The organism is Streptomyces sp. NPDC034670, assembly GCF_055574875.1.
This window is the reverse complement of the sequence record NZ_JBVITR010000038.1, coordinates 24,534-50,341: the sequence shown is the minus strand read 5'-3', so window position 1 is coordinate 50,341 and position 25,808 is coordinate 24,534. Positions and strand designations below refer to the sequence as shown.

General features: G+C 72.4%; 18 protein-coding genes and 3 pseudogenes. 10 read left to right on the top strand and 11 right to left on the bottom strand.

Going from position 1 to position 25,808, the window contains the following annotated elements; all coding sequences use genetic code 11:
• Positions 1 to 387: 387 nt before the first annotated feature.
• The gene (locus tag ACZ56B_RS23150; protein WP_468793741.1) at positions 388 to 558 is read right to left on the bottom strand and encodes a hypothetical protein; all 171 of its coding nucleotides are present in this window, start codon (positions 556 to 558) and stop codon (positions 388 to 390) included.
• A 984-nt stretch (positions 559 to 1,542) separates the two neighbouring features.
• Between ACZ56B_RS23150 and ACZ56B_RS23145 the strand changes: the two genes are divergently transcribed.
• The 3 genes from ACZ56B_RS23145 (at position 1,543) to ACZ56B_RS23135 (ending at position 5,775) form a co-directional block, all read left to right on the top strand.
• The gene (locus tag ACZ56B_RS23145) at positions 1,543 to 1,914 is read left to right on the top strand and encodes a hypothetical protein (protein ID WP_468793738.1); all 372 of its coding nucleotides are present in this window, start codon (positions 1,543 to 1,545) and stop codon (positions 1,912 to 1,914) included.
• A gap of 371 nt (positions 1,915 to 2,285) precedes the next feature.
• Positions 2,286 to 5,147 (top strand): ATP-binding protein, encoded by a 2,862-nt coding sequence (locus ACZ56B_RS23140; protein WP_468793735.1) that lies wholly within the window; start codon positions 2,286 to 2,288, stop codon positions 5,145 to 5,147.
• A complete protein-coding gene (locus tag ACZ56B_RS23135) occupies positions 5,110 to 5,775 on the top strand; it encodes a hypothetical protein (protein ID WP_468793732.1) in 666 nt (221 codons plus the stop codon). Before ACZ56B_RS23140 ends, ACZ56B_RS23135 begins: the two co-directional genes overlap by 38 nt.
• Positions 5,776 to 6,375: 600 nt before the next feature.
• On the opposite strand, the gene ACZ56B_RS23130 is transcribed toward ACZ56B_RS23135, so the two are convergent.
• Positions 6,376 to 7,059, bottom strand: coding sequence for an ABC transporter ATP-binding protein (locus ACZ56B_RS23130; protein ID WP_468793729.1), 684 nt, complete (start codon positions 7,057 to 7,059; stop codon positions 6,376 to 6,378).
• Positions 7,056 to 8,144, bottom strand: a complete 1,089-nt coding sequence (locus ACZ56B_RS23125) for an ABC transporter permease (RefSeq protein ID WP_468793726.1) — start codon at positions 8,142 to 8,144, stop codon at positions 7,056 to 7,058. Before ACZ56B_RS23125 ends, ACZ56B_RS23130 begins: the two co-directional genes overlap by 4 nt.
• A 172-nt stretch (positions 8,145 to 8,316) precedes the next feature.
• Between ACZ56B_RS23125 and ACZ56B_RS23120 the strand changes: the two genes are divergently transcribed.
• Entirely contained in the window at positions 8,317 to 9,537 is a 1,221-nt protein-coding gene (locus tag ACZ56B_RS23120; RefSeq protein ID WP_468793724.1) for a sensor histidine kinase, read from the top strand.
• Positions 9,534 to 10,169 (top strand): response regulator, encoded by a 636-nt coding sequence (locus ACZ56B_RS23115; protein WP_468793721.1) that lies wholly within the window; start codon positions 9,534 to 9,536, stop codon positions 10,167 to 10,169. Before ACZ56B_RS23120 ends, ACZ56B_RS23115 begins: the two co-directional genes overlap by 4 nt.
• A gap of 179 nt (positions 10,170 to 10,348) precedes the next feature.
• On the opposite strand, the pseudogene ACZ56B_RS23110 reads toward ACZ56B_RS23115, so the two are convergent.
• Positions 10,349 to 10,600, bottom strand: a pseudogene (locus ACZ56B_RS23110) (transposase); the annotation flags it as partial.
• Positions 10,601 to 10,654: 54 nt separating this feature from the next.
• On the opposite strand from ACZ56B_RS23110, the pseudogene ACZ56B_RS23105 reads away from it, so the two are divergent.
• Positions 10,655 to 10,987: pseudogene (locus ACZ56B_RS23105) on the top strand (IS5/IS1182 family transposase); the annotation flags it as partial.
• A gap of 63 nt (positions 10,988 to 11,050) precedes the next feature.
• Positions 11,051 to 11,929, top strand: a complete 879-nt coding sequence (locus ACZ56B_RS23100; RefSeq protein ID WP_468793719.1) for an RCC1 domain-containing protein — start codon at positions 11,051 to 11,053, stop codon at positions 11,927 to 11,929.
• 28 nt (positions 11,930 to 11,957) lie between these two features.
• Here the strand turns inward: ACZ56B_RS23100 and ACZ56B_RS23095 are convergent, their stop codons facing one another.
• The 7 genes and pseudogenes from ACZ56B_RS23095 to ACZ56B_RS23065 form a co-directional block, all read right to left on the bottom strand.
• Positions 11,958 to 12,827 carry an arylamine N-acetyltransferase family protein gene (locus tag ACZ56B_RS23095; RefSeq protein WP_468793716.1) on the bottom strand — a complete coding sequence of 290 codons (870 nt, stop codon included), beginning with the start codon at positions 12,825 to 12,827 and terminating at the stop codon, positions 11,958 to 11,960.
• A 713-nt stretch (positions 12,828 to 13,540) separates the two neighbouring features.
• Positions 13,541 to 14,935, bottom strand: a complete 1,395-nt coding sequence (locus tag ACZ56B_RS23090; RefSeq protein ID WP_468793798.1) for an amidohydrolase family protein — start codon at positions 14,933 to 14,935, stop codon at positions 13,541 to 13,543.
• Between the two features lie 129 nt (positions 14,936 to 15,064).
• A pseudogene (locus ACZ56B_RS23085) lies at positions 15,065 to 15,283 on the bottom strand (MmyB family transcriptional regulator); the annotation flags it as partial.
• A gap of 301 nt (positions 15,284 to 15,584) precedes the next feature.
• A complete protein-coding gene (locus ACZ56B_RS23080) occupies positions 15,585 to 16,697 on the bottom strand; it encodes a class I mannose-6-phosphate isomerase (RefSeq protein WP_468793713.1) in 1,113 nt (370 codons plus the stop codon).
• On the bottom strand, positions 16,694 to 17,533 hold the full coding sequence (locus ACZ56B_RS23075; protein WP_468793710.1) for an SDR family oxidoreductase: 840 nt from the start codon (positions 17,531 to 17,533) through the stop codon (positions 16,694 to 16,696). Before ACZ56B_RS23075 ends, ACZ56B_RS23080 begins: the two co-directional genes overlap by 4 nt.
• A 120-nt stretch (positions 17,534 to 17,653) precedes the next feature.
• Entirely contained in the window at positions 17,654 to 18,028 is a 375-nt protein-coding gene (locus ACZ56B_RS23070) for a hypothetical protein (RefSeq protein ID WP_468793707.1), read from the bottom strand.
• 342 nt (positions 18,029 to 18,370) lie between these two features.
• The gene (locus ACZ56B_RS23065) at positions 18,371 to 19,687 is read right to left on the bottom strand and encodes a phytase (RefSeq protein WP_468793704.1); all 1,317 of its coding nucleotides are present in this window, start codon (positions 19,685 to 19,687) and stop codon (positions 18,371 to 18,373) included.
• Positions 19,688 to 20,284: 597 nt separating this feature from the next.
• On the opposite strand from ACZ56B_RS23065, the gene fdh reads away from it, so the two are divergent.
• From fdh to nrfD, 3 genes are read left to right on the top strand one after another with little or no spacing between them, the layout of a single operon-like run.
• Positions 20,285 to 23,596: a formate dehydrogenase gene (gene fdh / locus ACZ56B_RS23060; protein WP_468793701.1), complete on the top strand. Its 3,312-nt coding sequence runs from the start codon at positions 20,285 to 20,287 to the stop codon at positions 23,594 to 23,596.
• Positions 23,593 to 24,609, top strand: coding sequence for a 4Fe-4S dicluster domain-containing protein (locus ACZ56B_RS23055; RefSeq protein ID WP_468793698.1), 1,017 nt, complete (start codon positions 23,593 to 23,595; stop codon positions 24,607 to 24,609). Before fdh ends, ACZ56B_RS23055 begins: the two co-directional genes overlap by 4 nt.
• On the top strand, positions 24,609 to 25,625 hold the full coding sequence (gene nrfD, locus ACZ56B_RS23050; RefSeq protein WP_468793695.1) for an NrfD/PsrC family molybdoenzyme membrane anchor subunit: 1,017 nt from the start codon (positions 24,609 to 24,611) through the stop codon (positions 25,623 to 25,625). Before ACZ56B_RS23055 ends, nrfD begins: the two co-directional genes overlap by 1 nt.
• Positions 25,626 to 25,808: the final 183 nt, after the last annotated feature.

Sequence of the window (25,808 nt, the reverse complement as noted above, 5' to 3'; positions counted from 1 at the left end):
GAGGAGAGCCGCGACCCCGCCACACTCCCCCCCTGGGCCATCGTCCCCCCCCCCCCACCACACACACCCCCTGGGGGGGGGGGCCCCCCCCTCCCCCCCCCCCCCCCCCCCGGGGCTCCCTGCGCTCCTGGTGCGAACACACCCGGTCGCGCGGCAGTCGCACGGCAGCCGTCTCGTCGTACGACTCCGGCGCTCAACGGCCGTGGAGGATCCCTCGGCACCGTCAGCCCACCGGGACGCATCGCGCCGCCCGGCGTGCCCGCGCCGCCCTGGCCTTCTCCGCCGCCGGAAACTCCCGGAGACCTCATGCCCGGGCGAAGCTCCCTCCCGGAGCACGCCTCACTCACGACACGGGGAACCATCGCCGGTGACGGGACGGCTGGTCGCTCAGGGCCGCACTGCATCGAGCGGCAGGACGCGATGGAAGACGACCATGGCCCGGCCGGGGCCGTCGCGGTCACCGACGATCTTCGCGTCGGGGCCGAGGCGGCCGTGGGAATGGAATGCGATCGAGCCGGTGTGAACTGCTCCGGGCTCGGTGGAGAGCGGGGATGTCACGCGCTGACGGGATCGTTGGCGCGGGTGCGTGCCTTCTTCGCCCGCTGGCGAGGCCTCGGCCTGGCGGCCGAGCTGCACGCCCGGCCGCGCGGGCCGTCCGCCGCTCGGAGGGCCGTGAAGAGGAGCCGAGCGCGGGCGTGGTGGACCCGCAGTCGGTGAAGGCGGACGCCACCGCCGCCCGCCGGGCACCGGACCCGTCGATTCCCGCCTCCCCGGCGGCGCCCCTCAACGCCCGGTGGTCCACCGACAGCACCTCGATGCCGGCGGAATCCTGGCGGTGCGGCACCGCCCGGCGCGGCCCCACCGGCTTCCTCGGCACCACCCGTCGGTCACCACGGTGGCCGCGTCCGCCTCGGCCGGCGCCTCCCGATACTGCTCCAGACCGATCGCCCGGCACCGGAGCACCTCTTCCGTCTCCGCCAGAGCCGCCCGCACCCGCTCCGGCTCGGCCGCGCGCTCCTCCACCTGCGCCGCCGCGGCCTTCCCCCGCGTCTGACCAGCAGAAACCACACATGAGGTGGGGGGTCGTTCACCCCCTGTCCGTTGTGCACTCAGCAGCACGTCGCCAGAGGCGGTGGGGTGCCGGTCAGGCGGGAGGCGGTCGGATCGGAGGCGACCGGGCAACGGAAAACCCGCTCCTTGTCTGCGGGAACTCCCGTGCGGCGGTAAAATCGTCCTATGGCCAGTTCTCTGGCATGCGCTCACTGTGGGGCAGCGCTTGCGCCGGGTGACCGGGTGTGTGAGCACTGTGGCCAGAGCGTGTTCGCGGCCCCGCCCCGCCCCAGTGCACCACCTTCCACCGGAGGGGCGTCGTCGCGACCGTTCCCCGAGGAGGGCAGCCGTCCCGGTGACGGTTCCTGGCGGTCCCCGATCCGCTACGGCGTGTCTCCGCTTGACGGTGGCAGCCACCCGCCGTTGCGCCATTCCCTCGGCCCGGCAGCCGTCTCGGACGGTACGACCGTCGCAGAGGGGCAAGCACGCGCGGTGCAGGTGCGCTCCGAGTACCGCGGCGAGAACGAGTCAGAGGCGATCTGGACCTTTCGCATCGAGCGGTACGACAACGCCGGAAACCGCACCTTGCTCGTGCCGGTGGAAATGCGGGGCCGCACTTTCGAGGGCTCCATCAGCGAGGGTGACTGGGTGAGCGCCCGCGGACGGATGAGGTCCGGTACGCTGCGCGTCTCCCGCTTGGAGAACCTGACCACCGGAGCGCATGTGCGCGCCAAGGGCGTGCCGAAGCCGGTCCTGATCCTCGCTTACGTTCTGATGGCCGCGATCGCCGTCTGGATCGCCTGGCTCTTCTACACCATGTTGACCGCGGACACGGGGCCCCCGCCGGGCTGGGAGACTCCCTGAGAACGAACGACCGTGATGATCGAGCGTCTAACCGTCGGCAGCCTGGACTACCTGCAGCGCGCCGACTCCGAACCGCCGCGACAGCCGGGCTCCGGCACGTACACCGAGGCGCCGCCCGGGCTGCGGACCCTCGTACGGGTCGAGAGCATCGGGCGGTTCGACAAAGGGCGCCGACCCGGTGCGAAGGATCCAGTCGTCCCCATCACCCGGGATCTGCTCGTCGGGCTGCACCAGTACAGGGTTCCGATGGCATTCCTGGTCGGCGGTGAGCCCGGGAGGGTAAGGCTCCGGATCGGGACCTGGCTCCCCGCTGGCGGTCAGGTGCCGTCGGCCCACCGCAACGGACGCCTGCTGGTTCCGCTCTGCGGGCGTTGCACCCCGCTGTCGTTCTCACCTCGGAGGAACCGGACACCGGCGGTTGGCCCATCGGCGGCCTGGCCCTGGGGATGCCCACGCTCAAGGCTCCCGCGGACTCGGACGGACTCGGCCAACTCGACCGGCTCGTCCAAGGCTTGGGCAACGCGCGCTGGAGCGTCCTGGTCCTCGCGCAGCCGGTGGCCGAGGAATCCGTACGCGGACTGCGGATGAGTCTGATCAACGAGATGCGCTCGGTACAGACGGGTGTACAACTGAACGGGGTGCCGAGTCCCCTCTCCGAGCACTACCTGGCACTGCTCGCCGGGCAACTGCACCTCCTCAGCGAAGGGCAGGGCACCGGTGCCTGGCGGACCGCCGTGTATCTGCTGTCCGACCGTGACGGCTTCGCAGAGGTCAGCAGCCTGTGGCGGGGCGTGTTCTCCGGGCCCGACTCGCTGCCCGAGCCGGTGCGGGTGTGGGAGCGTGACGACGTTCCGGCGCTGGCTGCGGCATGGATGCTGCCCGACCCTGTGGACGGAAGCCCGGCCCCGGGCCTGTACCACCGGCCGTTCGACCACCAGACGCTGCTGACGTCGGCTCAGTTGGCCACGTACGTACGCTTCCCCGAGACCGAGGCGCACGGCTTCGGCATCCGGGAGATCCCCGACTTCGACACGGTGCCCCCGCCCTTGGGCAGGGACGCCTTCGTGCTCGGTTCGGTCGTCGAACGCTCCGCCATCACTCCGACCGGATACGGGTTCGAGCCCGACAAGCTGACTCGGCATGCCTTCGTCACCGGCGTCACCGGCTCCGGCAAGACCAATACGGTCTTCTCCCTCCTGCGCCAGGCAGCCGAGCGGGGCGTGCCGTTCCTCGTGCTGGAGCCCGCGAAGACCGAGTACCGTGCGCTCCTGCGCGATCCTCGGCTCGGCCCGGCACTGCGTGTCCTCACGCTCGGCAATGAGAACGTCTCCCCGTTCCGCCTCAACCCCTTCGAGGTGCCGGAGGGGATCCCGGTGGCGGTCCACCTCGATCTGCTGCGCTCGGTGTTCAACGCGAGTTTCGGCATGTGGACGCCTCTGCCGCAGATCCTGGAGACGAGCCTGCACGACGTGTACACCGACCGGGGCTGGGACATCACCACCGGCGTCAATCGGCGCCTGGATGCCGCGTCCGACCGTCACGACGCCTTTCCCACGTTGACCGACCTGATCCGCAAGGTGGAGGAGACCGTCCCACAGCTCGGCTACGACGAGAAGGTCGCCGGCGACATGCGCGCGGCACTGTGCACCCGGCTGAACACCCTGCGCACCGGCGGCAAGGGGCGCATGCTCGACACCCGGCACTCGCTGCCCGTTTCCGGTCTGCTCGGACAGCCTACCGTGTTGGAGCTCGAGGGCATGGGTGATGACGACGACAAGGCGTTCATGATGGGCCTGTTGATGATCCGGCTGGTCGAGGAACGCCGCACCGGGGGCGACACGGAAGGACTGCGGCACCTCCTCGTTGTGGAGGAGGCCCACCGGCTGCTCGCCGACACCGGCTCCAGGGCGGCCCGGCCGGAGACGGAAGCGGACGTCAGGGGCAAGGCCGTGGAGACGTTCACCGGCCTTCTGTCCGAGATCCGCGCCTATGGGCAGGGTGTTCTCGTGGTCGACCAGATTCCCACCAAGGTCGCCCGTGACGTACTGAAGAACACCAACCTCAAGGTCGCCCACCGCATCGTCTCCGGGGACGACCGTCGGGTCCTGGGTGACGCGATGGTGATGACGCGCCGTCAGGATGTCGCGATGGCGAGTCTTCCCGTCGGCCGGGCCGCCGTCTTCACCGACGACGAGGACGCCCCCTTGCTGATCCAGGTGCGGCGGACCAAGGGCGGCTCGGGCAGTTGGCCGACCGACGCGGAGGTCCGCGCGCACATGAGTGCGCAAGGGGCGGTGCACCTGCCGGCGTCGGGCGACTGCGACGCCGGCTGCCTGACCGATACGACGGCGTGCGAGAGCGCCCGTCGCCTGGCGGACGACCCTGCGGTGATGCGGGCATTCGCGCGCGCCGTGTTGTCCGCGGTCCTGAACCCCGGCGGCCTGGCGCGCACCTGGCCCGACGTGCGCGCCGCCATCCGGGTCCGGCTGGCCCACGAGGTGGATCCCGTGGCCGTGCTCCACAGGTTCGCCCGGCACGCCTCCCGGCGGCTCGCCGACGTCCGTGGCGCGCAGGCCGGCTGGCGCTACGGCGACACCACCACGGTGGCGGACCTCATCGGCCGGGCCATCGATGCGCACCTCGACGGCGAACGGGCCGACGACATCGTGGCGGAGCTCCGGCGGCTGCTCCTCGCTCTCCAGGGCGGCTCCCCCGGCCCCTTCCAGGTATGTGCCCGCATCTGGGCGGACCGGCCGGAACCGTGCCTGTGCCGCTGGCCGGTCGCCGGACTCGTCGCCTCGGGTCAGTTCGCCGGCCTGTGGGCCCGGGCGCGCGACTCCGACCGCGCTTCGGACAGTGCGGGCAACCCGGCGTGCTGGGACGTCTGCAAGGACGCCGCCTACCAACTGGTGGAGTTCCCGGACTCGGATACCGGCGAGGAGATGACCCCGAGGCTCAGGGACGTCGCCGACCGCACGGCGTTGTGCTTCGGGCAGCAGATGCTGACTGCCGAGACATGGTCACAGGCGGCGACCGTCCGCCGCATCGTCGCGGAGCTGATGACGAACAGCGGGGGCGGCCAGGACCTGCCGGAGCCGACCGAACGGTCAGCGGTGGAGTGGCCGTCCGGCTTTGATCCGCAGGAATGGTTCCCGGCCCCGGACACCGACGCCGGCGAGCCGCACGGAGAGCACCATGGTGGAGACGAGGGACCTCCGGGAGAACACCACTGACCGGTCGGACGCGCCGCGCTCCGGTGCCGCCGACCGCGGGGAGGGGCACCGGGAGGACAGTCGCGGGGCGAAGGGCGGCGCGGCGGACCGGACCGGGAGGCGGACCGACGACAAGGGGTACAGCCACGAGCGGTCGACCGACAAGAACGGTGAGAGGCGTGACACGTGGTCGAAGGAACAGTCGGACGGCCAGTACAGCAGAACGACGACGTGGACCGACAAGAACGGTGACGTCACCCGGGTCACCTCCGAAAGCCAGTACAGGACCAGCGACGGGAAGCTTCACCACGACGCGACCGACTCCAGGGGGAACGTCGACGTTCGCGGTACCAAGTGGACCGAGGGCAGCACCACCTACACAGACATCACCTACAAGACCGAGAAAGGGAACACGCACTACAAGTCGGAGAGCCAGACCGACAGCAAGGGAACAACACATACGCGTCACGAGAGGACCCACACGGATCTGGCGGGCAGGACCAGCACCGAAGTGTGGTTCACGGACGAGAAGGCCAGGAGCGGTAAGGGAAGCGACTCCCATTCGAGTTCGGGAAAGGGCTCGGACGGCGCCCATAAATCCGACAAGAGCGGCTCAGGCTCCCACGACGGCACGAGCAAAAAGCCCTGACACCAGCACTGCATGACGGTCCATCAGCCCGGCCGGCGGGCCGTTCCGTCCTGTGCTGGTTCCGTCGCTCGCGGCCCTCAGCGGAGGTGGAGCGGGAGCCCTGACCGCTTTTACCGTGCCGAGTAACGCCGAGCCGGTCCTTGCGGGCGCGGCTGCGAGCCGGTCGGGCGGCCCGCACAGGCCGCACCGCCCCGGTGGTGTCCCTTCTCCCGGCAGCGCGGGCCAGGCCGCACGCCACGGAGGGGCGTCCGTGGACAGCGCGCCGCCGTCGGCACCGGGACACCGGTACCGAGATGATCCTCCGTTTCGCCATCCGGAACCAGGTCACCGGCGCCGCCGGCCGGCCCGCCGATGCCCGAACACCGGCCCGAGACCCGACCTCACCACGCCCGGCACCCCGTCGGGCACTCCTACGCTTCACCAGGTGACAGCGCCCTGGGGGTGACCTGGGGCCCGAGAAGTCCGCCGCAACGATGCCGCGACGGGTGCAACAGCTCGGTGATGCCCGAAGCCGGGGCCGGCACGGCTTGTTCCGGCCCGGAACGTGGTGCGCTCCCGCCCGGCAGCGGCGGTGTTCGAGGCTGCGCGCTTCTTCGCGGCTCAGGCAGCCGCGGCTGAGACGACGAGCCTTCCATCGTGGACCTCGGTGATCTGGTCGACGGCGGTGAGGTGGGTGGGATCGTGAGTGACCAGGACGGTGGCGGTGGCCTGCTGGTGGGTGAGGCGGGTGATCAGGTCGATGACGGCGGCGCCCCGTTCGTGGTCGAGGGCGCTGGTGGGTTCGTCGACCAGGAGGACCGTGGGGTCGTTCATCAGGGCGCGGGCGATGTTGACGCGCTGGCGCTGGCCGCCGGAGAGCTGGTGGGGGCGGCGGCCGGCTTGGTCGGCCAGGCCGACGGCGTCGAGGAGTTCCATGGCCCGGGAGCGGGCGGTGCGGGGTTCGCGGCCGTCGATCTGGGCCATGACCTGGAGTTGTTCGGCGGCGGTGAGGGAGGGCAGCAGGCTGGGCTGCTGGAAGACGACGCCGATCTTGCGGCGGCGCAGTTCGGCGAGTTCGCCGCGGGTCAGGCCGGTAGTGGTCCGGCCGTCGACGGTGACGGTGCCGGTGTCGGGGGTGATCAGGGTGGCGGCGACGGCGAGGAGGCTGGACTTGCCGGAGCCGGAGGGGCCGACGACGGCGGTCAGGCTGCCCTTGGGGACATCGAGGGTGACGTGGTCGAGGGCGGTCAGGCGGGTGTCGCCGTCGGGATAGGTGAGGGTGATGTCGGTCAGGTGCAGGCTCATCGGGCGCTCCCCAGGGCGGTCAGCGGGTCGACGGAGGTGATGCGGCGGATGGACAGGGCGGCGCCGAGCGCGCCGAGGGCGATCGTCACGGCGGCCGGGAGCAGGACGGTCGCGGGAGTGAGGAGGAACGGCACGGCGGAGCCGGACACGAGTGCGCCCAGGGCGGCGGCGAGGCCGGTGCCGAGCAGGGTGCCGCCGGCGAGCAGGACGACGGCCTGGCCGAGGGCGTCCTTGAGGAGGCCCGCGGTGGAGGCGCCCAGGGCCTTGAGGACGGCGACGTCGCCGCTGCGCTGGATGGTCCAGACGGTGAAGAAGGCCCCGATGACGAGGGCGGAGATGGCGAACAGGAATCCGCGCATCAGCTGCAGGGAGCCGTTCTCCGAGGCGTAGGAGCCGATGGCGGACAGCGAATCGCCGGTGGAGACCGTTGTGGTGCCGGCCTGCCGGTCGACGGCCGCCGTATCGACTCCGGCGTCGGTGCTCAGGACGATGACGGTGGCGCTCGGACCCCGGCCGCTGTCGGTGGGCGGCGCGGTCTTCTGCCAGGTGTCCAGGCTGGTCCAGATCACCGGGGTGTGGCTGAAGTGGGCGTCGCCCCGGACTGCGGCCACTTCCAGCTGCCGGCCTGCCAGCGTGAGGGAGTCACCGGCCCGCGCGCCGAGGTCGTCGGCGGCTGTGGTGGACAGCACCGCCGTGCTGTCGGTGATCTTGTCGCTGTGCGGGGCCAGGCGGGAGCCGGGCTCGACGCCGAAGACCGAGACCCCGGTGCTCTTGTCCCGGGCGGTGGCCTTGGTGGTGGTGATCCCCAGCGGTTCGGCGCTCTCGACGCCGGGCGCCTTGGACCACCGCTGCCACTGCTGCTCGGTGACGGTGGAGTCGGCATACGACAGGTCCTGCCCGCCGCCGGGAGCCTGGAAGGCGATCTTGTCGGCGGGCAGGGATGTGATCGCGGAGATGTTCTGCCGGCCCAGTCCGGCGGTCAGTCCGGACAGCAGCCCGACCAGCAGGGTGATCAGCACGATGACACTCCCCATCAGGGCGAAGCGCCCCTTGGCGAACTTCAGGTCTCTCCAGGCGACGAACACGGCCCTGGTCTGTCCTTTCCAGCGGTGGAAGCGGTACGTCCCCACCGTCGCCGTCGGCCTCCCGTGCGCGCGTCTGGCGCAGGACGGCACTTCGCGGGCCGAAGGACGGCACGCAGGTTGTAACTTTCGATGGAAGCCCCAGGGCGCCCGCCTCCGTAACCTGGGACGCACTGTGAAGACCACCGCCCCCGCTCCGACCCCGACCACCCGGGCCCTGGCCTGGTGCCTGCACCTGCTGGTCATCGGTCTGCTCGCCCTGGCCGCCGGCCGGGCCGTGACCGACGACCGGCCCCACGCCGGGTGGGTCGTTGCCGCGTCGGCAGCGTGCGGCCTGGTGTACACGGTCGGGCCCACGCTGCCGCGCGTACGCCGCTCACGGCGGGCCGCCGCGCTGTGGCTGGCCGCCGTGGGCGCCTGCTGGCTGGTGCTGCTCGCCCTGTCCCCCGACGCCGTGTGGGTGGCCTTCCCGCTGTACTTCCTCCACCTGCACCTACTGCCCCGCCGCGCCGGATGGGCGGCGGTGACCGCCACCGCCGCCGCGGCCATCGCCGGCTTCGCCGCCCACCAGCCCTCCTTCAGTCCCGCCATGGCCATCGGCCCCGCCCTCGGCGCCGCCGTGGCCGTCGCGGTGGTGGGGGGGTACCAGGCCCTGTACCGGGAGAGCGAACACCGCCGCCGACTGATCGAGGAGCTCACCGCCACCCGCGCCGACCTGGCCGCCGCCCAGCACACCGCCGGTGTGCTCGCCGAACGGGACCGCCTGGCCCGCGAGATCCACGACACCCTCGCCCAGGGCCTCTCCAGCATCCAGCTGCTGCTGCGTGCTGCCGAACGCGCACTGCCGCAGGCCCCTGACAGCGCGGCCCGCTATGTCGACCAGGCGCGACAGGCCGCCGTCGACAACCTCGCCGAGGCCCGCCGCTTCGTCGCCGCCCTCACCCCGCCCACGCTGGAAGGCACCACCCTGGCCGGCGCCCTGGAACGCCTGTGCGCCACCACCTCCACCCGCCACCGGCTCACCGCACGCTTCCGCCTCACCGGCGACCCCGCCCCGCTCGCCACCGCGCACGAGGTCGCCCTGCTACGCATCGCCCAGTCCGCCCTGGCCAACACCGTCCAGCACGCCGAGGCCACCACCGCCGAAGTCACCCTCAGCTACCTCGGTGACCACGTCGCCCTCGGCATCGTCGACGACGGACGCGGCTTCGACCCCGCCCGCCTGCCCGTCCCCGACCTCAAGGCCGGCGGGTTCGGGCTGGCCGCCATGCGCGCCCGCGCCCGCGCCCTCGGAGGCACCCTCACCCTCGCATCCACCCCCGGCCACGGCACCGCCCTGACCGCCCGACTGCCCCTCACCCGGCCGACCGAGTCCCAGCCCGAGGCCCGCCCGTGACCGACACCCCCGTCCGCCTGCTCCTGGCCGACGACCACCCCGTCGTACGGGCCGGGCTGCGCGCCGTGCTGGAGACCGAGCCCGGTCTCGTCGTCGTGGCCGAAGCCGCCACCGCCGAGGACGCTGTCACTCGCGCCGCCCAGGGCGACATCGACGTCGTGCTGATGGACCTGCAGTTCGGCAGGGGCATGGGCGGCGCCGAAGCCACCGCCCAGATCACCGCCCGGCCCGGAGCCCCCCGGGTGCTGATCGTCACCACCTACGACTCCGACGCCGACACCCTGCCCGCCATCGAGGCCGGCGCCACCGGCTACCTCCTCAAGGACGCCCCTCCCGAGGACCTGGCCGCCGCCGTACGCACCGCCGCCACGGGCCGCACCACGCTCGCGCCCACCGTCGCCGACCGGCTGATGAACCGGCTGCGCGCCCCCGGCACCGCTCTGACCCGGCGCGAGACCGAAGTCCTCACCCTGGTCGCCGACGGCCTGTCCAACCAGGCCATCGGCGACCGCCTCCACCTGACCCAAGGCACCGTCAAGTCCCACCTCGCCCGCATCTACGCCAAACTCAACGTCGACTCCCGCACCGCAGCCGTCGCCGCCGCCACCGACCTCGGCCTCATCCGCCGCTGACCGGCGCTCGTCCCAGCACGCCCCTGCCACCCGGCCACGACAAGCAGGCCGGGCCCCGGGGCACCAGCACACGGGTCCGCGTCCTCAGCGCCGGTTCGGTGTCATCCACCGCCTGTCAACGGACGGAACAGTGCGGGCTCCGAACAACGCCTCCTCACCAGTGGGACGGCAGCGTGTACCAGACGGTCGGCCGTCCGTAACCGGTCCAGCAGTAACCGCCGCGGTTCCTCCCCCACCCCACCCCGCTGCCACTCGGCCGGCCGCCGCCGGCGGATGGCGCCAGAGCCGGACCCCGACTCCTGCGGCAGGTGCTCCCCCTGGATGCCGGTACGGAGCACGAACAGCACTTCCTGCAGCGCCTTGCGGTCATCGATCCGCTTGCGCCCCGGATGCCGGAAGCGCCGCTCATGCCCGGGCGGCAGCGGTTCGATCCCCCTTCACAGCTCGTCGCCGACCTCCCACGGCTCCCGCCGCGTCACGGTCACATCCCACTGATCCGAGCCGTCCCGCCGGTCCGAGGCGGACGCGGCCGACCGCCGCGCCGCCCGAAGCACCTCCACGCCGACCGCGGCTACGACCACGAGAGCTACCGCGACCGGGTCCGCCGGTTCGGAATCACCCCGCACATCGCCCGACGCGGCACCGGAGACGGCTCCGGACTCGGCGTACACCACTGGGTCGTGGAAGGCGCCATCGCACCGCTGCACCGGTTGCGCCGCCTACGCGTCCGCTGGGAGATCCGCGACGACCTCCACCAGGTCTTCATCACACTCGGTTGCGCCGTCATCTGCCGGCGGCGACTGAGGACCCCGCTCTGATTCCAGGCCAACGTAAGGTGGACTCCCATGTCGCGAACTCGCGCCGAGCACAAGGAGGCGCCCATGCTCGCCGACTCGCCCGCGCTGGCGGCCGGAAGGCGTCATTCGGTCGGACGGCGCCGGGATGGAACCGTTCTCGCCGTGGGCAACACCGCAGCCGCTGAATGCCGTGTCGAGCGATGGGAAGATGTCGTCGCGGTGGCAGCCGGCAACGTCCATGCCGCGACGAACACGGGCAGGTCTCATACGGTGGGACTCCGGTCGGACGGCACGGTGCTGGCGACGGGGTGGAACGGCGATGGGCAGTGTGATGTCGCCGGATGGCGAGGCGTCACGGCCGTGGCCGCGGGCTGGCGCCGCACGCTCGGGCTACTCGCGAATGGCCGCGTGCTGGCAGTTGGCCGGAGTTCGGAAGGACAGGGCGACGTGCGGTCCTGGCGCGAGACGGTCGTCCTCTCGTGTGGTGACTGGCACTCGGTCGGCGTCCGGTCGGACGGTTCCGCACTGGCCGCGGGGAACAACCGACGAGGGCAGTGTGCCGTTGAAGGGTGGCGTGACCTGACCGCCATTTCGGCCGGGTATCTCCATACCGTCGGCCTCAGGGCCGACGGGCGGGCAGTGGCGACCGGAGACCGGGCAACAGGGGCGTGCGCGGTCGACGAGTGGGAAGACGTCGTGGCACTCGACGCGGGCAGCTACCACACCGTCGGGGTCACTGCGTCCGGGCGGGTCCTCGCAGCGGGAGACAACAGCCACGGACAGTGCGACGTCGGCGATTGGCACGACATCGTCGCCGTGGCGGCCGGTTCAACGCACACCCTCGGCCTGCGTGCCAACGGCACAGTCGTGGCCGCAGGGAACAACGCCGACGGACAGTGCGAAGTCGATGCCTGGTCCGGAGTCCGGCTTCCACGGGTCCCGGGCCGCGCCAACGCGAACTGACACCCCGTCACCCCGGACTCCGGAGACCTCATTCCGATTCCAGTCCTTGGCCCAGCAGCCGGACGCCGTCCGGTACGTCGATCCCGAACTCCTCGTCGAGGAGGCGTCGTGCCTCCCTCTCGTCGGTCAACTCCCGTGCCGTGACCGTGCCGTCGGCACGGGTCTCGGTGAGGCGGCGGCCGTCGAGGAGCAGGTGGCGGCCGGGGGTGAGGCTCTGGACGTAGGGACGGCGGCTGAACGGGGAGCGGGGGTGGGTGGCGATGTGCCAGTTGACGACCTCGAAGTCGGGCTGCTCGAAGGGCTCCACCGTGAAGGCGTACTGCGCCTCCCAGCCGTCCGCCCCGCCTGTTCCGGTCGTGCCGTACGCCTCCAGCACCCACATCTCCAGTGGGCCGTCGTGCGGTGCGTGCACCAGCCGGTGCCGGCGGCCCGCGTCGTGGAACTCCGTGCCGGCCACCAGCGGCACCGGCTCCAACAGGGCGCCGACCGCGCCGAATCCCACGTCCGCGAGGTGGGGCCGCTGCTCGCCGGGGACCTCGACGAGCAGCGCCATGTGCGTGCGCGGGCGGCTCTCGAAGCGGTCGGTGCCGACCACGACCCGCGCGGTCAGCAGGGTCACCCGGAAGCCCAGCGCCTCCAGGACGCCCGCGAACAGCGTGTTGTGCTCGTAGCAGTAGCCCCCACGGCGGCCGTGCACGAGCTTGACCGTCAGGTCGGCCGGGTCGAGGGAGGGGACCACACCCCGCACGGGGTCCAGGTTCTCGAACGGGACGGTCAGCGCGTGGGCCGTGTGGACGCCCCGCAGCGTCGCGAGGTCGGCCCGCCGCTCGCCCTCCCACCCGATCCGCTTCAGATAGGCATCGAGGTCGAACGACGTCGTCGGTGCAGTCTCAGGCATGCCTCCACCGTACGGACGCACCGCCCCGGCCTACCCACCCCTGCGGTCGGAACCGCCACCGGTCTTTGGTCCTACTACTCCAGTGGCAGTCCGCTGCTTCTGCTGGTCAGAGGTGCCTTCGCGAGTCCGTTCGGCTGCCGTGCCATCCGGTGCCGGAAGTTCGCGACCTCCTCCGAGGCCGTCCGTTGTGATCGTCGTGCGGGATGTGCGGCCCGACGTCCGGGCGGGTGTGCAGCACGGGCGGGATCCCGCACAGGGCTTGCCGGCCGGCACCCGCGGCCGGCCCGCCACCGGCTCCGGCCCCGGCTCCGGCTCCGGCTCCGGCTCCGGCAGTAACGGCTCGCTGAGCGACCACAGTTCGTCCGACGCGATCCCCGGCCGCGACTGACGCTTCCCCACGATCCGGCCGGTGAGCAGACAAGTCGACGGTCACTTGATCAACAACTTCTGCCCGGGATTCCAGACAGGCCCCCGCCCCGCACGCGGTGGCCGACCGGGCCACCCGGAGCCCGACGGGGTCCTTCGACGGCCACGACGTGCTGCCCACCCGGCTGTGCCGCCGCTTCCCTTGCCCGTGGGCACCCGTGCCGGCTGTGTGCCTGAGGGGTGGGGCGGGGCGGGACGTGGGAGCCCCGGGGAAGGGTGTGGTGGCGGCCCCGTGTGCGCGGCACGAGCGGCCGACGGCACTGCCGGGGGCGCTGGGAGGGGGCGGCTCAGGCGGCGGCCGGGGTGTTCAGCACGTACTCGCGCGAGGCGTGGACCTCGCGGCGCAGGGCGGGCAGGTCGACGTCGAGGACGTGGCCGTTCCACTTGCGGGGCTCGCCGTCCACGAGGACGGCGCTGATGTTGCGGGCGTCGGAGCCCAGCACGACGGTGCCGATCGGGTCGTTGAGCGGCATGTTGTTGAGGTCCTCGGCCTGGATGACCAGCAGGTCCGCCTTCTTGCCCGGGGTGAGCGAGCCGGTGAGGGCGTCCAGGCCGTTGGTGCGGGCGCCCTGGAGGGTGGCGAAGTCCAGGACGTCGTGGGTGGTGATGCGGCGGGGCTGCCGGTCGGTGCCGTGGGCGGCGTTGGCGGCCCGCATCCGCTGGATGGCGTGCAGGGTCCGCATCTGCGTGAACATGTCGCTGACCAGAGCCACCTCGACGTCGATGCTCAGGCCGGGGCGGATACCGACGGACAGGGCCTCGTCGACGGCGGGGATCGCGGTCTCCAGGCCGATCTGGGCGTCGGAGGTGGGGGCGAGCGCCACGGTGGTGCCGGTCTCCCCCATCGTCCTCCATGCCTCGGGGGTCAGTCCGGTGGCGTGGATGAGGGTGACGTCGGGAGTGAGGATGCCGTCCTCGGCCCAGCGCAGGACCGCCTCGGAGGAGGCCGTGCCGAAGACGGCGTCCACGCTCACTTTGATGCCCAGGTCCCTGGCGAGGCGGGCGAGTTCGGGGCCGTAGGCGAGCGCCGGTCCGGCGATCTCATCGGTGGCGAGCGTCGCCAGCCGCAGGGTCAGCAGCTGGTCGTCGCTGCTGAAGTACTGCTCCTTGAGGCGGGTCAGGTCGCCGGGCCACTGCTTGTCCCAGTCGCCGAAGTGCGGGCCCATGGAGGCGTGCACGCCGCGGATGCGGGTGTCGCGGAGCGCCTCGACGGCGGCGTCGGAGTGTTCGGGAGTGCGGGAGTTGTGGGAGAAGTCGAGCATGGTCGTGATGCCGCTGTCGAGCGCGGTGAGGGCGGCCAGCCTGGTGCCGGTGTACATGTCCTCGGGCCGGTAGACGGTGGCGTAGCCGGCCAGGGTGGACATGACGTAGGCGCCGAGGTCGTCGACGTCCGGCATGATCCGGCGCAGCTGGGCCTCCCAGGCGTGCCGGTGGGTGTCGACGAAGCCGGGGCTGAGGACGGTGCCGGTGGCGTCGACGACCACGGCGTCGCCGGCGTCGAGGCGGGGGCCGACGGCGGTGATGGTGTCGCCCTCGACGAGCAGGTCGGCGTCGTGCAGGACACCGAGGCCGGGGTCCACGGTGACGATGGTCGCGCCGGTGAACAGGATGCGCCGTTCGTCCGCGGGGCGGCGCCGGAGCTGGTCGAGGACGGCCGCGCTGGTGGTGTCGTCGATGTGCATGAGGGGTCTGTTTTCCTGTGGTCGGGGAGGGAGTGGTGGGCTGCCGGGGGCGTCGGCGCTGAGCGGGCCGAGCAGGGTGAGGGCGTCGGCGGGCGGGGTGCCCGGCTCGGCCTGGTGGACGACGAGCTGCCGGGTGGGGACACTGCCGACGGTGAAGGACTCGTAGTGCAGTTCCAGGTCGTCGACCTGGAAGTGGCGGAAGTGCTTGGCCTCCCGCGTCTCGGTGCGCCCGTCGTGGCGCGCCCACAGCGTGCGGAAGTCGTCGCCCTTCAGGGACAGTTCGCCTACGACCTCACCCGGCCGCGGGTCGTCGGGGTCGAGGCCGGCAGCCCGCCGCAGCGTGGCCACGGTCGACCGGGCGGGATGCGCCGTAGCCGGCGTCCGCGGTGACGAGGACGTCCGGGGCGCCGACCTGCCACCGCCCTGCACCGGTCAGTCACCGGAGCAACTCGCGCAGCTGCCGGGCGGTGACGGTGGCGGTGTCCTGCCCGGGGGCCGAAGGGGGTCGCAGAACGAGATCAGCGCCGGCGCCCCGCCGTGGTCCTGCCTGGCGGGAGCTTCCCCTCGGCCGGTTTCCCGACGACCGGCGGCGCTTGCCGATCCGGCGTGCGGAGCGCTGCGTGATCTTCCGGACCTACCGCAGCGCCCTTCAGGCGCAGGGCTCCCGTGTGTTCGCGTCGTGGCTGTGCGTGCCGGCGCCGAGGGCGTCGATGAGGTGGAGTGGGTAGCCGGCTTCGAGCAGGGGGCCGTGCACGTCATGGGCGAGGTCGGGCAGGTAGCCGAACAGGACATCGGCCGGCCCGGTGATCTCGGCCTCCTCGCAGGCGGCGGGCAGCAGGAGTGTCTCTGCCCGGCCGAGTTCCTCGCTCCTGCCGTCGGTCCGCACCCGTACCGGGGCGCCGACGTTGGACAGGATCTGCGCGGTGGCGAACCGGTGGCGCAGCGGCTCCGCGGCCGCGGCGCGCCAGCGTTCGAGGGCGAAGTACGGGCCGGCGCACAGGAAGACCCGTTCCACCCCGTCGCCGACGGCGATGCCCAGCCCGGGCGTGAAGTCCGGTCGGGTCGTCAGGTCGGCCTGCCGCACCAGCATGTCGAGGTGGGAGCCGAATTCCTCCTCGCCCACCGGGGAGCCGTCCTCCATGTTCCAGCGCATCGCGTGCTGCTGGATGTCGGAGGTCTGCTCGATCTCGTAGACCAGTGTGTCGGGCCCGAAGCTGTGCGGGGTGCCGCCGGGTACGTAGAGGGTCTGGCCCGCGCGCACCGGGAGGCGGCGCAGGACGGCGTCGAAGTCCTGCGCCTCCAGTGCGGCCCGCAGCCGGCCGGGGGTCACGCCGTCCTTGACGCCGCACAGGGCGGTCGCACCGGGGGCGGCGTCCAGGATGTGCCAGGCCTCGGTCTTGCCGTTGGGCTGCCCCTCCAGGCGCCGGGCGGTCTCGTCGTCGGCGTGCAGGTGCACGGGCAGGGTTCCGGTGGCGTCGATGAACTTCGTCAGCACGGGGAAGTACCGTCCGGACCAGCCGGCGCCCATCAGTTCCTCGGGATGGTCCTGGACGACCTGGCGCAGGGACCGGCCGGCCAGGGGGCCGGCGGTCACCACACCGCTGCTGCCGTCGACGTCGCTGCACTCCCAGGTCTCGGCGACGCTCCAGTCCGGGAGGCCCGTCTTGCCCAGGCGGCGGGCGATGGCGTGTCCGCCGAACACCAGCGGCTTCGCCGTGACCGTCAGCCGCAGCGGGTACAGGTGCTCGCCGCGGGAACTCACAGGATCGGCTGCCCGCCGGTGACCGCGATCCGGGCGCCGGAGACGTAACTGGCCTCGTCGGAGGCGAGCAGCACGTAGACCGGCGCCAACTCGGCGGGCTGGCCCGGCCGTCCGAGCGGTACCTGGGATCCGAAGCTCTCCACCTGCTCCGGTGGCATGGTCGCGGGGATGAGCGGCGTCCAGACGGGGCCGGGAGCCACGCTGTTGGCGCGGATGCCCTTCGAGGCCAGCATCTGGGCCAGGGAACCGACCATGTTGGCGACGCCCGCCTTGGTGACGTTGTACGGGAGGAGCTGTGGCGGCGGGCTGTCGGAATTGACCGAGGTGCTCCCGATGATGGCCGATCCGGGCCGCATGTGGGGAACGGCGGCCTTGGTCAGGTGGAAGAAGGCGCTGATGTTGATCGCCAGGGTGCGGTCCCATTCCTCGTCGGGGATGTCCTCGACGGAATCCCGTGTCATCTGGAACGCGGCGTTGTTGACCAGCACGTCGATCCGGCCGAACTCCTCCACGGCCGTGTCGACGATCGACCGGCAGTGCGCCGGATCGGCCACGTCACCGGGCACCAGCACGCACCTGCGGCCCGCCTCCTTCACCCAGCGGTCCGTCTCCTGCGCGTCCTCGTGCTCATCGAGATAGGAGATCAGCACGTCCGCGCCCTCCCGGGCGTAGGCGATCGCCACTGCGCGTCCGATACCGCTGTCCCCGCCCGTGATCACCGCGACCTTGCCGGCCAGCCGCCCGGATCCGCGGTAGCTGTTCTCACCGTGGTCAGGGCGCGGGGTCATCTCGGACGTGACACCGGGAGGGGCCTGCTGCTGCCGGGGCTGGGACATGGAGACTCCTGGAGTTCGAACTGGGCAAGGAGAACACCGGTGCCGGGCCCGCCGGGGGCGGAAGCGAAGGGGGGAAGCCCGGGCGCCAGTCCGGGCCGAAGCGGGGCGCCGCCTCCATGTTCACCCGGCGCCGGGCGGCCCGCCATTCGAGGTACTGCAGGCAGTCCCGGCCGACGTCCCGGCCTCCTGGACGGTGCCCTGCGAATGCCGAGTGACATGCCGGATGACCTGCTCGTCCTCCTGTCGTCCGGTGCGGGTGAGGTGGTGCGGGCCGGCGATGCCGAGCATGGCGCGGTGAACGCCGTCGCCTCCGCGACGGCAGACGCGCAGGACCTTCCAGCTCTTCGTGCGGGGGAAGGCGTGCTCGACGCGGGCGCGGACGCGGCGGTGGGAGGCGCTGTGGTCCTCCTTCCGGACCGGCAGTGCCTCGTCCTGGTGCCGGCGGCAGTACGGGATGGCCAGGCCGGTGCCCCGGTCGCCGTCGTCGGCGACCACCGTGGGGCCGGCGCCGGGGTCCTGCCGGGCCCGGCAGTCGACCCGCCGAGCTCCGCGTGGGCGAGGGCTGCGACCATCCCGAGCCCCGCCGCTGGTCGCGGCGCCGGGACGTCACACCCAGGACCGTGGACGCGGCATCGAGCCGGGCGAACGCCTGGGCCGCTACCGCCGGAAGGTCGGACGCAGCATCTGCCGGCTGTTCGACCACCGGCGCCTGACCGTCCGTCATGCACTCGGGAACCGCCGCTTCGCCGCCTTCCTCCACCCTACGGCGGGAAGGCCCGCGCGGGTCACGGGTGGCGGGCCGCCCGGCCGGAAGCCGGGCGGCCCGCCGGGTGAGGGTCAGTCGTCGAGGGCGTCCATGACCTTGCCGAGGTCGACGAACTTGAAGTTGGTCGCGTCCCGGTCGCCGTCGCCGGGGGTGTCGTGTCCGTCCTGGACGACGAGGAGGCCGTTCGGGTACGTGGAGCCGAGCGGGGCGTTCAGGACCGCGGCGCCGTCACACTCCTCGGAGCCGTCGAGGGTGTCGCCCGCGGCCGTGACCCGGAAGCCGCCCTCGTGCTCGTTGGCGTCCTCCAGCTCGCGGTCGTAGGCGGCGAAGGTGTTGTCGCCCTGGCTGGAGGCGAGGAGGTGGCCGTCGCCGTCGGACTCGGTGAGCAGCGTCAGGCCCTCGACGTCCGCGGAGATCTCCGTGCCGCCGTAGCCGGGGTCGGCGCCCGGCGTGCACTCCTCGGTCTCCTCGTCGTAGGTGCCGGGGACGCCGTACTCGCGGACCTTGTCGATCATTTTCGGCGTGCCGGTGAGGTCGGCGCGCAGGCGCCAGATGCCGACGTCCTCCTGGCCGGCGTAGAGCATGCCGTTGGCCGGATCGACGACCATGCCCTCGACCTGCGGCAGCTCGCCGGGCTCGCCGCACGGGGACCACGAGGTGCCGTCGGGCAGCCGGAAGGCGGAGGGGAGGTCCAGGGTGCGGATCTTGCGGTACGTGACCTTGCCGTCCGCGGTCGGCAGCAGCTCCAGGAGGGCGATGCTGGTGCGCTCGCGGCGGCTGACCAGGGCGTAGGACTTCCCGGTTGCCGGGTCCGTCCAGGTCGCCAGACCGTAGGCGGTCCGCTGGTCGTTGATCTCGGCCTGGTTCCGGGAGAACACAGGCGGCGAGGCGGGGTCGGTGACGTCGGTCAGCGGACCGCCGGTGCGGTCGCGGTCGATGCGGTAGAAACGCAGTCGGTCGTGGCCACGGTCGCTGACGACGGCCAGGTCCGCCTTCCCCGAGGAGAGCCGCAGTCCGTGGAGGAGGTCCACGTTGTTGAACCGGCCCGGGGCGTCGTCCTCGCCCACGGCGGGAGGCGCGGCCATCGACTGCACCAGTCGCGCGTCCAGGTCGTAGACGCGCAGACCGCCCTCCTTGGCGGTGGCGACGACGAGGCTGCGGCCAGGGGCCGCGGCGTTGCGCCAGATGGCGGGGTCGTCCGCGTCGGCGTTGCCGCCTTCGTCGTCGTCGTGCAGCACCGGCGTCTCCGCGCGGGGGGTGATGGACGGCAGTGAATCGCCGGAGACGCGGTGGCGGCCCCCGGCCTGGGCCGGCACCGCCAGGGCCGCCGCGGTGAGGGCCGTGATCACGATCAGCACGGCCGACCGGGCGCTCGTGGAGCGAGTCACGCGGATCTCCTCTGAGAGGGGGTGGGTGGTCCTGCGAGAGAGTGGGTCCTCTTCGTGTCGGCACGGCAGCCGCCGACTGACCGGTGACCCCGACCTCACATGCACACGAGGTGAACGACGTGCCGGACAGCGGATCGTGTGCCGGGAGCGTGGCGACGGAGGCCGAGGCCGGCCGCTGCGGCGGGTGCGGGCAGGGCGCGCGGCCCACCGCGGCCTACGGCGTGTCCGGCGGATCGGAGCGCTTCCCCTTCCGTGGCCGTGCGGTTGGTCGTGGGCCGTGGTGACCTGACGAACGAGGAGCGGCGCCGTCCAGAGCCTCGTCCGCCTGTCGGTCGGCGGCGCGGTGGGCGGTGGGCGGTGGGCCGGCCACCGAAGGGGGCTCGACGGGATCCTCTCCGTGAGCGGGCGGGAATTCGCGGCGGGACCCGCCGGGGGTCCGGCAAGGGGAAGACGGTCGCAGCCCCGGGGGCACACCGGCCGGTCGCTCCCGGTGCGACTTCCGGACATCCGCCGCGCCGGCCCCCGTGCCGACTTGCGGAACCCCGCACTCACGTTACGGTCGGTACTGGTGGACGCCCCCGAAGAAGGAGCAGGCACATGGGCCTGAGGCGGTGGATCGGCACCTGGCCGGTGTACCGGCAGATCACGGGAGCGGACCGGCTGGGGCGGGGCAAGGCGGCCGAGTCCCGGCATTCGGCGGCACTCGCGCCCCGTACGGACACCGCGGACCGCGTGGTGGCCTCCGTCTGCCCGTACTGCGCGGTGGGCTGCTCCCAGCACGTCTATGTGAAGGACGAGCGGGTCCTGCAGATCGAGGGCAACCCGGACAGCCCGATCTCGCGAGGTCGCCTGTGTCCCAAGGGCTCGGCCAGCAAGCAACTCGTCACCGGGCCCCAGCGTGAGCGGAAGGTGCTGTACCGGCCGCCGTACGGCACGGCCTGGCAGGAGCTGGACCTCGCCACGGCCATGGACATGGTGGCCGACCGGGTGCTGGACGCGCGTCGCAGGGGCTGGCAGGACACCGACTCGGCCGGCCGCGCGCTCCGCCGCACCATGGGTCTCGCCAGTCTGGGCGGTGCCACCCTCGACAACGAGGAAAACTACCTGATCAAGAAGCTGTTCACCGCTCTCGGCGCGATCCAGATCGAGAACCAGGCGCGTATTTGACACTCCGCCACCGTTCCCGGTCTGGGAGCTTCCTTCGGACGCGGCGGCGCGACCGACTACCAGCAGGACCTGGCCAACGCCGACTGCATCGTCATCATGGGCTCGAACATGGCCGAGGCCCATCCGGTCGGGTTCCAGTGGGTGATGGAGGCCAAGGCGCGCGGCGCCAAGGTCATCCACATCGACCCGCGGTTCACCCGCACCAGCGCGCTGGCCGACCGGCACGTCACCCTGCGTGCGGGCACCGACATCGCCTTCCTCGGCGGCGTGATCAACCACATCCTGTCCCACGGGCTGGAGTTCCGGGAGTACGTGCAGGCGTACACCAACGCACCGTTCCTGCTGAACGCGCACTACCGGGACACCGAGGACCTGGACGGCCTGTTCAGCGGGTACGACCCGGACACCGCCTCCTACGACCCCTCCAGCTGGGCGTACGAGAGCGTCCAGGCGGACGGGCGCGCCCGGGCGGACGGGCGCGCGGGTGACGCCCGGCACAAGGAGGAGTCCGCGCCGTACCAGCACGGCTCCGGCGGACCGTCCGTGGGGGGCGGAGCGGGCCCCATCGCGAGCGACCCGACGCTGGAGCATCCCCGCTGTGTGTTCCAGGTGCTCAAACGGCACTTCTCCCGCTACACGCCCGAGATGGTGGAGCGGATCTGCGGCGTGCCCCGGGAGCAGTTCCTGGAGGTGTGCCGGGCCTGGACCGAGAACTCGGGCCGGGAGCGCACCGCGGCGCTGGTCTACAGCGTGGGCTGGACCCAGCACTCCGTCGGCTCCCAGTACATCCGGGCCGGGTCGATCATCCAGCTGCTGCTGGGCAACATCGGCCGTCCCGGCGGCGGGGTCTTCGCGCTGCGCGGACACGCCAGCATCCAGGGGTCCACGGACATCCCGACCCTGTTCAACCTGCTGCCCGGCTACCTGCCGATGCCGGACACCACCCACGAGAACCTGTCCGGCTACCTGGACAGCATCCGCAGCCCCGGCCAGAAGGGGTTCTGGAGCAACGCGGACGCCTACACGGTCTCGCTGCTGAAGGAGTACTGGGGCGAGGCGGCGACGGCGGAGAACGACTACTGCTTCGACTACCTGCCGCGGATCAACGGCGACCACGGCACCTACCGCACCACCATGGACATGATCGACGGGAAGGTCTTCGGCTACTTCCTGCTCGGCCAGAACCCGGCGGTGGGTTCCTCCCACGGCCGTCTGCAGCGGCTGGCCATGGCCAATCTGGACTGGCTGGTCGTCCGCGACCTCACCATGATCGAGAGCGCCACGTTCTGGAAGGACTCCCCCGAGACCGAGACCGGGGAGATCACGCCCGAGCGCTGCCGCACCGAGGTCTTCTTCTTCCCCGCCGCCTCGCACGTGGAGAAACCCGGCACCTTCACCCAGACCCAGCGGATGCTGCAGTGGCGGGACCAGGCCGTCGAGCCGAGCGGCGACCAGCGCTCGGAGCTGTGGTTCTTCTACCACCTCGGCAGGCTCCTCAAGGAGAAGCTGGCCGGCTCGGCCGACGAGCGCGACCGCCCCGTCCTCGACCTCGCCTGGGACTACCGGACCGAGGGCGACGAGCCGAGCGCGGCCGACGTGCTGCGCCACATCAACGGCATCGACCTGCGCAGCAACCGCGCGGTCGGCGGCTACACCGACCTCAGGGCGGACGGCACCACCGCCTGCGGCTGCTGGATCTACAGCGGGGTCTACGCCGACGAGGTCAACCAGGCCCGGCGTCGCAAGCCCCGGTCCGAGCAGGGGCCGTACGAGTCGGAGTGGGGTTGGACCTGGCCGCTGAACCGGCGCGTGCTGTACAACCGCGCCTCGGCCGACCCGCAGGGGCGGCCCTGGAGCGAGCGCAAGGCCCTGGTGTGGTGGGACGAGGAGCGGGGCGAGTGGACCGGGCACGACACCCCGGACTTCGAACGGACCAAGCCGCCCGCCTACCGGCCCCCCGAGGGAGCCTCGGGCCCCGAGGCCCTCGCCGGCGACGACGCGTTCATCATGATGGCGGACGGCAAGGGGTGGCTGTTCGCCCCGACCGGGCTGGCGGACGGTCCGCTGCCCACCCACTACGAGCCGCACGAGTCGCCGGTGCGCAACCTGCTGTACGGGCAGCAGGGCAACCCGACGCGCAAGGTGTACGGACGCCCCGACAACCCGTCCAACCCCGCCCCGCCCGAGGCGCACAGCGAGGTGTTCCCCTTCGTGTTCACGGCGGCGCGGCTCACCGAGCACCACACCGCGGGCGGCATGAGCCGTCAGCTGCCGTACCTGTCGGAGCTGCAGCCGGAGCTGTTCGTGGAGGTGTCGCCCGAGCTGGCGAGGGAGCGCGGTCTGCGCCACCTGGACTGGGCCCATGTGATCACCAGCCGGACCGCGGTGGACGCCCGGGTCGTGGTCACCGACCGCCTGGCGCCCCTGCGGATCGAGGACCGGACCGTGCACCAGGTCTGGATGCCCTACCACTGGGGATCCACGGGGCTCACCAGCGGCGACGTCGTCAACGACCTGATCGGCGTGGTGGTGGACCCGAACGTGTTCATCCAGGAGAGCAAGGTGCTGACCTGCGACGTCCGTCCCGGCCGCCGACCGAGGGGCCCCGCCCTGCTGCGGTACGTGCGGGACTACCGCCGCCGGGCCGGGATCACCACGGAGACCGGCGCCCACGTCATGACGGCGGACGGCGACCACCGGCCGGCCCACACCGAACCAGAGGGCCCGGAGGAATCCCCATGACGGACGAGAACAGCCTGTACGGTCCCCTCCCCGACCCCGCCGCGGACGCCGGCCACCCCGACCCACCGCCCCGGATGGGTTTCTTCACCGACACCTCCGTGTGCATCGGCTGCAAGGCGTGCGAGGTGGCGTGCAAGGAGTGGAACGACGTTCCCGAGGACGGCCTCGACCTGCTGGGCATGTCGTTCGACAACACCGGCATGCTCGGCGCGAGCTCCTGGCGGCACGTCGCCTTCGTCGAGCAGCAGCGTCCACTGGGACGGCAGGAGACGGGGCTGTCCGGCCTGCCCACCGGCCCCTCCGGCACCGAGGCCACGGACCGGGTGGTGGGCGACGCCCTGCGTGACGCCGAGCGGGGCGGCGGCGAGCTGGGCACCGGCCCGGTCGATCTCGGCTTCCCCTCCTTCGACCTGCCCGGCGCCACCGGCGACGCCGGGGCCCGCACCGAGTTCCGCTGGCTGATGTCCTCCGACGTGTGCAAGCACTGCACCCATGCGGGCTGTCTCGACGTGTGCCCCACCGGGGCGCTGTTCCGCACCGAGTTCGGCTCGGTCGTGGTGCAGCCCGACATCTGCAACGGCTGCGGCTACTGCGTCTCCGGCTGCCCCTACGGGGTCATCGACCGGCGGCCCGACGACGGGCGCGCGTGGAAGTGCACCCTGTGCTACGACCGGCTGCGCGGGGACCTGGAGCCCGCCTGCTCCAAGGCGTGCCCCACGGACTCCATCCAGTTCGGCCCGCTCGACGAGCTGCGGGAGCGGGCCGACCGGCGGCTGGCGGAGCTGCACGGGGCGGGGGTGGAGGAGGCACGGCTGTACGGCCGCGACCCCGACGACGGCGTGGGCGGCGACGGGGCCTTCTTCCTGCTGCTGGACGAGCCGGAGGTGTACGGGCTGCCGCCGGACCCGGTCGTGCCCACCCGGGACCTGCCGTCCATGTGGAAGCACGCCGCGGTGGCCGCCTCGGCCCTGCTGGCCGCATCCGCCGCCGTCTTCTGGAAGGGGGGGCGGTGATGAGCGAGGACGACGGGGCCCCGCGCGGCGGCGCCGAGCACGCGCACACGTCCGGGTCCGACGCCCGGGAGGCACGCGACGAACCGCCCGCGTTCCGCTCCTACTACGGCCGGCCGGTGCTGAAACCACCGGTGTGGACGTGGGAGGTGCCGGCCTACCTGTTCACCGGCGGGCTGTCGGCCGGCTCCGCCCTGCTCGCCGCCGGCGCCGACCTCACGGGGCGTCCCGCCCTGCGCCGGACGGGACGCCTGGGCGGCTTCGGCGCGCTCCTGGCCAGTACCGGACTGCTGATCGCGGACCTCGGCCGGCCCGAGCGGTTCCACCACATGCTGCGGGTCGCCAAGCTCAGCTCGCCGATGTCCGTCGGCACCTGGATCCTCGTGGCCTACGGGCCCGGCAGTGGTCTGGCCGCCGTGGCCGAGATGCTGCCCGCATCCCTGCGCGCGAGCCTGCCCGGCCGGCTGCTGAGCCGAGCCGCCCGGCCGGCCGGTCTGTCCGCGGCCGCCTTCGCCCCGCCCCTGGCCGCGTACACGGCCGTACTGCTCTCCCAGACGGCCGTACCGGCCTGGCACGACGCCCGCCGACACCTTCCCTTCCTGTTCACCGGGTCGGCGGCGGCGGCCGCCGCCGGGCTCGCCATGCTGGCGGTGCCGCCGGCCGAGGCGGGCCCCGCCCGCCGGCTCGGTGCGATCGGCGCGGCGGCGGAAGTCGTCACGGCCCGGCTCGTCGAGCACCGGCCCGGTCCGGTGCCCCGGGCGTACACCACCGGCCGGGCCGGGCGGCTGCGCCGGGCCTCGGAGTACCTGACGCTGACGGGGGCGCTCGCGGCCGTGTCCGTCGCCCGGCGCAGCCGTCCCGCCGCGGCCGCGGCGGGACTGGCACTGCTGGCCGGGAGCGTCCTGCAACGCTTCGGCACCTTCGAGGCGGGTGTCGCCTCCACCGAGGACCCCGCCTACGTCGTCGTCCCGCAGCGCGCACGCCTGGACGCGGCCGACGCCGGCCGGGAGGCCCCCTGACGGCACCGCACCGACGTCGGCCCGTCAGGGTGACGCACTGCGGTTTCCCGGCGGGGACGGGTTCAGCCGAGGGGGGGGGGGGGGGGGGGGGGGGGGGGGGGGGGGGCACCCCCACCGTGTGGGGGTTGCTTGCCGGGGACCCAAAAAAGGCAGACCCCTGCGGGAAAAAAACGGTGGGTTCCT

What these genes read in the sequence shown, in the direction of transcription:
- ACZ56B_RS23135 (WP_468793732.1), top strand. Translation starts at nt 5,110, where the DNA reads ATGGTGGAGACGAGGGACCTCCGGGAGAACACCACTGACCGGTCGGAC.
- ACZ56B_RS23130 (WP_468793729.1), bottom strand. Translation starts at nt 7,059, where the DNA reads ATGAGCCTGCACCTGACCGACATCACCCTCACCTATCCCGACGGCGAC.
- ACZ56B_RS23100 (WP_468793719.1), top strand. Translation starts at nt 11,051, where the DNA reads ATGCTCGCCGACTCGCCCGCGCTGGCGGCCGGAAGGCGTCATTCGGTC.
- ACZ56B_RS23095 (WP_468793716.1), bottom strand. Translation starts at nt 12,827, where the DNA reads ATGCCTGAGACTGCACCGACGACGTCGTTCGACCTCGATGCCTATCTG.
- ACZ56B_RS23090 (WP_468793798.1), bottom strand. Translation starts at nt 14,935, where the DNA reads ATGCACATCGACGACACCACCAGCGCGGCCGTCCTCGACCAGCTCCGG.
- ACZ56B_RS23075 (WP_468793710.1), bottom strand. Translation starts at nt 17,533, where the DNA reads ATGTCCCAGCCCCGGCAGCAGCAGGCCCCTCCCGGTGTCACGTCCGAG.
- ACZ56B_RS23055 (WP_468793698.1), top strand. Translation starts at nt 23,593, where the DNA reads ATGACGGACGAGAACAGCCTGTACGGTCCCCTCCCCGACCCCGCCGCG.
- nrfD (WP_468793695.1), top strand. Translation starts at nt 24,609, where the DNA reads ATGAGCGAGGACGACGGGGCCCCGCGCGGCGGCGCCGAGCACGCGCAC.